Annotated in this window: 4 protein-coding genes and 2 tRNA genes; 2 read left to right on the forward strand and 4 right to left on the reverse strand. The window is 59.9% G+C overall.

From position 1 onward, the window contains the following. Positions 1-20: 20 nt before the first annotated feature. The 4 genes from ACTD9P_RS05940 to uvrB form a co-directional block, all read right to left on the reverse strand. Positions 21-96: transfer RNA gene (locus ACTD9P_RS05940), tRNA-Glu, on the reverse strand. A 78-nt stretch (positions 97-174) separates the two neighbouring features. Next, a tRNA-Ala gene (locus ACTD9P_RS05945) sits at positions 175-250 on the reverse strand. A gap of 147 nt (positions 251-397) precedes the next feature. Next, positions 398-1,879 carry a glutamate--tRNA ligase gene (gene gltX / locus ACTD9P_RS05950; RefSeq protein WP_438867025.1) on the reverse strand — a complete coding sequence of 494 codons (1,482 nt, stop codon included), beginning with the start codon at positions 1,877-1,879 and terminating at the stop codon, positions 398-400. 199 nt (positions 1,880-2,078) lie between these two features. Further along, positions 2,079-4,094: an excinuclease ABC subunit UvrB gene (gene uvrB, locus ACTD9P_RS05955; protein ID WP_200431400.1), complete on the reverse strand. Its 2,016-nt coding sequence runs from the start codon at positions 4,092-4,094 to the stop codon at positions 2,079-2,081. A gap of 343 nt (positions 4,095-4,437) precedes the next feature. Between uvrB and ACTD9P_RS05960 the strand changes: the two genes are divergently transcribed. After that, positions 4,438-5,634, forward strand: a complete 1,197-nt coding sequence (locus tag ACTD9P_RS05960) for an amino acid aminotransferase (RefSeq protein WP_017138725.1) — start codon at positions 4,438-4,440, stop codon at positions 5,632-5,634. A gap of 101 nt (positions 5,635-5,735) precedes the next feature. Further along, complete coding sequence (locus tag ACTD9P_RS05965) at positions 5,736-5,945, forward strand: hypothetical protein (RefSeq protein WP_065911752.1); 210 nt, start codon at positions 5,736-5,738, stop codon at positions 5,943-5,945. Positions 5,946-6,029 lie beyond the last annotated feature (84 nt).

The raw sequence follows: 6,029 nt of genomic DNA on the forward strand, positions 1-6,029 counted from the left end.
TTCGAGCTGCTTGTTGAAACTGGCGTCCCCTAGGGGACTCGAACCCCTGTTACCGCCGTGAAAGGGCGGTGTCCTAGGCCACTAGACGAAGGGGACAAAACCTTCTGTACAACCGATCAGAGCTGAGTTCTGATCAATTCAAGGACGGTGTGGCCAGACCTTGAACCTGTAAATTGGTGGAGCTAAACGGGATCGAACCGTTGACCTCTTGCATGCCATGCAAGCGCTCTCCCAGCTGAGCTATAGCCCCTCATTGGTGAGGACGGGGCGAATCTTAATGGCGGTTTGGAAGTGTGTCAAATTTATTTTCAACAATTTCCAAACTTTTTTGCCGGGATAACAATCACTTACCGGCGAAACCCCGGAAAACCGGGGTTTCGTCGTAACAACCGCCTGCTTAAGCGATAGCGCCCAGCAGCTTTTCCCACTCTTTGTTTTCTTTCTTCGACACACCCCCAAGCAAATCAAGGGCTTGGCGCAGACGGAAACGCGTGAGGTCCGGGCCGAGAATTTCCATCGCATCCAGCACCGACACCGAACTGGCCTGCCCGGTGATCGCGGCAAACATCAGCGGCATGGCATCGCGCAATTTCAATTCAAGGGATTCGACCACCGCCTGGATCGTCGCGGTGATGGCATCTTTCTCCCACTGGCGCAGGCTTTCGAGCTTCCACAGGATCAACTGCATCAACTGGCGAACCTGGTCGCCGGAGAGCTTCTTGGACTCAAACAGCTTGGCATCCGGGTTCACGCCACCGGCAAAGAAGAAGCTCGCCAGCGGTGCGACCTGGCTGAACGTCTCTACCCTGCCCTGTACCAGCGGCGCGATCTTCATCATGTACTCGGGGTTCAGCGCCCACTGCTGCACTCGGCTGGCGAACTCTTCCACCGGCAAGTCACGCAGCCATTGGCCGTTGAGCCAGGACAGCTTCTCGATATCGAAGATCGGCCCGCCGAGGGAAACGCGTGACAGGTCGAAGTTATCGACCATTTCCTGCAACGAGAACTTCTCGCGCTCGTCCGGCATCGACCAGCCCATGCGGCCCAGGTAGTTGAGCATCGCCTCAGGCATAAAGCCCATGCGCTCGTAGAACGTCACCGAGGTCGGGTTCTTGCGCTTGGACAGCTTGCTCTTGTCCGGGTTACGCAACAGCGGCATGTAGCACAGCTGCGGCTGTTCCCAACCGAAGTATTCGTAAAGCAGGATCAGCTTGGGCGCCGATGGCAGCCACTCTTCGCCGCGCAGCACGTGGGTGATGCCCATCAGGTGGTCGTCGACCACGTTGGCCAGGAAGTACGTCGGCAGGCCGTCGGTCTTCATCAGCACTTGCATGTCCATGCGGTCCCACGGGATCTCGACGTCACCGCGCAGCATGTCCGGCACCACGCACACGCCTTCGCTCGGCACTTTCATGCGGATCACATGCGGCTCGCCGGCGGCCAGGCGCCGGGCCACTTCTTCCTTGGACAGCAGCAGCGCGCGGCCGTCGTAACGCGGGGTTTCGCCACGGGCCTGTTGCTCGGCGCGCATCTGGTCGAGTTCTTCGGCGGTGCAGAAGCACGGGAAGGCGTGGCCCATGTCGACCAGTTGCTGGGTGTACTGCTTGTAGATGTCGCTGCGCTCGCTCTGGCGATACGGGCCGTGCGGGCCGCCGACATCCGGGCCTTCGGCCCAGGTAATGCCCAACCAGCGCAAGGCATCGAAGATCTGCTGTTCCGACTCACGGGTGGAGCGCACTTGGTCGGTGTCTTCGATCCGCAGGATGAATTCACCGCCGTGCTGCTTGGCAAAGCAGTAGTTGAACAAGGCGATGTAGGCAGTACCGACGTGGGGATCCCCAGTAGGCGATGGCGCAATGCGCGTGCGGACGGTGGTCATGGCAGGTCTCGAATGGGCGATAAAACTGAAAATTGAAACAAGGGGCGAATGGTAACACCAGCGTGGGGGGTTCTGGCAGACCGCGGTGCCTGCATTCGCGAGCAAGCCCGCTCCCACATTCGGCCGAGTTCTGCTATGAGAATGCAGTCAAATGTGGGAGCGGGCTTGCTCGCGAAGAGGCCATCACAGCCTCTACAAATCAAACAGCCAACAACCGCTCACGCAACTTGCCAATCTCATCACGCGTCTGCGCCGCCGCCTCAAACTCAAGATCGCGCGCCAACTGGTACATCTTCTCTTCCAGTTGCCGAATCCGCTTGGTGATCTCACTCGGCGAGCGCAGTTCGTTCTCGTACTTGGCGCTCTCCTCGGCAGCCTTGGCCATGCCCTTGCGCTTCTTGCTGCGCGAACCGGGCACCACGGCGCCTTCCATGATGTCGGCAACATCCTTGAACACACCCTTCGGGGTAATGCCGTGCTCCAGGTTAAAAGCGATCTGCTTGTCACGACGGCGCTCGGTCTCGCCTATCGCCCGCTCCATGGAGCCGGTGATGCGGTCCGCGTACAGAATCGCGCGACCATTGAGGTTACGCGCCGCACGCCCGATGGTCTGGATCAACGAACGCTCGGAGCGCAGGAAGCCTTCCTTGTCCGCATCCAGAATGGCCACCAAGGAGACTTCCGGCATGTCCAGGCCTTCACGCAGCAGGTTGATCCCCACCAGCACGTCGAACACCCCCAGGCGCAAGTCGCGGATGATCTCCACGCGCTCCACGGTGTCGATGTCCGAGTGCAAATAACGCACGCGCACGCCGTGGTCGGCCAGGTAATCGGTCAAGTCTTCGGACATGCGCTTGGTCAGCGTAGTGACCAGCACCCGCTCTTCCAGGGCCACACGCTTAGTGATTTCCGAGAGCAAGTCATCGACCTGGGTCAGCGCCGGGCGGATCTCGATTTGCGGGTCCACCAGGCCGGTCGGGCGCACCAATTGTTCAACAACGCGCCCCGCATGTTCGGCCTCATAGTTACCCGGTGTGGCCGAGACAAAAATAGTCTGCGGGCTGATACTTTCAAACTCGTCGAAGCGCATTGGCCGGTTATCCAGCGCCGACGGCAAGCGAAAACCGTACTCCACCAAGGTTTCTTTACGCGAACGGTCACCCTTATACATCGCACCGACCTGAGGCACGCTGACGTGGGATTCATCGATCACCAGCAGCGCGTCGTCCGGCAAATAATCAAACAACGTCGGCGGCGCCTGCCCGGAGTCGCGCCCCGACAGGTAACGCGAGTAGTTTTCGATGCCGTTGCAGTAGCCCAGCTCCAGGATCATTTCCAGGTCAAAACGGGTGCGCTGCTCCAGACGCTGGGCTTCCACCAGCTTGTTGTTGGAACGCAGGTATTCCAGGCGCTCAACCAGTTCACCCTTGATGCCCTCGATCGCCCCCATCAGGGTTTCACGCGGCGTCACGTAGTGGCTTTTCGGATAGAAGGTGAAGCGCGGCAACTTGCGGATCACCTCGCCGGTCAACGGGTCGAAGGCCGACAGGCTCTCGACTTCGTCGTCGAACAGCTCGATGCGGATTGCTTCCAGGTCCGACTCAGCCGGGTAAATGTCGATCACATCGCCCCGCACACGAAAGGTGGCGCGGGCAAAATCCATGTCGTTACGCGTGTACTGCAAGCTCGTCAGGCGGCGCAGCAGTTCGCGCTGGTCGAGTTTGTCGCCGCGGTCGACGTGCAGCACCATCTTCAAATAGGCTTCCGGGCTGCCCAGGCCGTAGATGCACGACACCGTGGTGACGATGATCGCGTCCTTGCGTTCCAGCAACGCCTTGGTCGCCGACAAGCGCATCTGCTCGATATGGTCGTTGATCGACGCATCCTTCTCGATAAAGGTGTCGGAAGACGGCACATAAGCTTCGGGCTGATAGTAGTCGTAGTAGGAAACGAAGTACTCCACCGCGTTGTTCGGGAAGAACGCCTTGAATTCGCCATACAGTTGCGCGGCCAGGGTTTTGTTCGGCGCCAGCACCAACGTTGGGCGATTGGTCTGCGCAATCACGTTGGCGATGCTGAAGGTCTTGCCGGAACCGGTCACCCCGAGCAGCGTCTGGTGCGCCAGGCCGGCGTCGATGCCTTCGACCAGCAACCGAATGGCTTCAGGTTGGTCGCCTGCGGGTTCAAAACGGGTGACGAGCTGGAAATCCGACATAACGTACCTCGTGAAGTCACCCCAGACTCAACACCGCCAGGGACGAAATAGCTCAGCAACCCGCGAAAAGTCTTCGCAGGTTGCAGGAAAAAACCATGATAGCTGTAGAAGTGGTGGCAAATGTGGCGGGTTTCAAGGCAATCGTCCTACCAGCCGTCGATGGTCAATATTGCAATAAGACTAACGGTGGGCAAATAAACCGAAAAACTTGGCCTAAAAGCCGTTTCGGCTGTCGCCCTGAGCCTGGATGGCCTCTATACTAGCTCCCCGTTTGTGCACCGCTCTAGTGCATTCGGCTGGAGCGCGACACGTCCCTCCCTTCCCCCATAGAGCTGCCGCAAAAATGAGCCTGTTCTCCGCTGTCGAAATGGCACCACGCGATCCAATCCTGGGCCTCAACGAAGCATTCAACGCCGACACACGAACCACCAAGGTCAACCTTGGCGTGGGCGTTTACTGCAACGAGGAGGGGAAGATTCCACTCTTGCGTGCCGTTGCCGAAGCGGAAGCCATTCGCGTTGCGCAACACGCCGCCCGTGGCTACCTGCCGATCGACGGTATCGTGGCGTACGACCAGGCCGTGCAAAAGCTGCTGTTCGGCGCTGAGTCGCCCCTGCTGAGCGCTGGCCGTGTGATCACCGCCCAAGCGGTCGGCGGCACCGGCGCGCTTAAAATCGGCGCGGACTTCCTCAAGCAACTGCTGCCCAACGCCGTCGTCGCGATCAGCGACCCGAGCTGGGAAAACCACCAGGCCCTGTTCGAAAAAGCCGGCTTCCCGGTGCAGACCTACCGCTACTACGACGCCGCCACCCACGACGTTAACCGTGCCGGCCTGCTCGAAGACCTCAACGCCCTGCCGCCACAGTCCATCGTGGTGCTGCACGCCTGCTGCCACAACCCGACCGGCGTTGACCTGAGCCCGGCCGACTGGCAGAACGTGCTGGACGTCATCAAGGCCAAGAACCTGGTGCCGTTCCTCGACATGGCCTACCAGGGCTTTGGCGATGGCATCCACGAAGACGCCGCTGCCGTACGCCTGTTCGCTGAATCGGGCCTGACCTTCTTTGTTTCCAGCTCGTTCTCCAAGTCGTTCTCGCTGTACGGCGAACGCGTGGGCGCGCTGTCGATCGTCAGCGAATCCAAGGAAGAAAGCGCGCGCATCCTGTCCCAGGTCAAACGCGTTATCCGCACCAACTACTCCAACCCGCCTACCCACGGCGCGGCGATCGTAGCGGCAGTGCTGAACAACCCTGAGCTGCGCGCCCAATGGGAAGCGGAACTTGCCGAAATGCGCCTGCGCATCCGCGGCATGCGCGAGCAGATGGTCGCCGAACTGGCCAAGGCTGCGCCAGGTCACGACTTCAGCTTCGTCGGCCGCCAGCGTGGGATGTTCTCCTACTCCGGCCTGACCGTTGAGCAAGTCACCCGTTTGCGTACCGAGTTTGGCATCTACGCGCTCGACACCGGCCGGATCTGCGTGGCCGCGTTGAACCAGTCGAACATTGGTGCGGTAACAAAAGCGATTGTTCAGGTTCTATAAACCTGCCAGCGTCGTACGAAGGGGGAAGCCAATGGCTTCCCCCTTTTTGTTGGCCAAGCCACTAGACTGAACACCGAACGCCCCCTTGCTGTGAGAGCCTTATGAGAAACGACGACCTGGACCTGCGCGCCGACCGCGACGAACTGCATGACTACGCACCGCGCCCGCCGCAAGCAAAGCGCCAGAAAAGCCTGGTGCTGCAAGTGGCACTGGGTGTGTTCCTGGGTGGGCTGGCCTTGTGGCTGGTACAACTGGGCGCCACGGCGATAATGGCCAAGCTGGCAATGGGCACCCTGCAATTTGGCGGCTGAACACACGATCAACATGTGGGAGCGGGCTTGCTCGCGAATACGGTGGGTCAGCCAATACATCCATCACTGACACACCGCTTTCGC

This window comes from Pseudomonas onubensis (assembly GCF_965653655.1).
In the GTDB taxonomy this organism is placed as follows: Bacteria; Pseudomonadota; Gammaproteobacteria; order Pseudomonadales; family Pseudomonadaceae; genus Aquipseudomonas.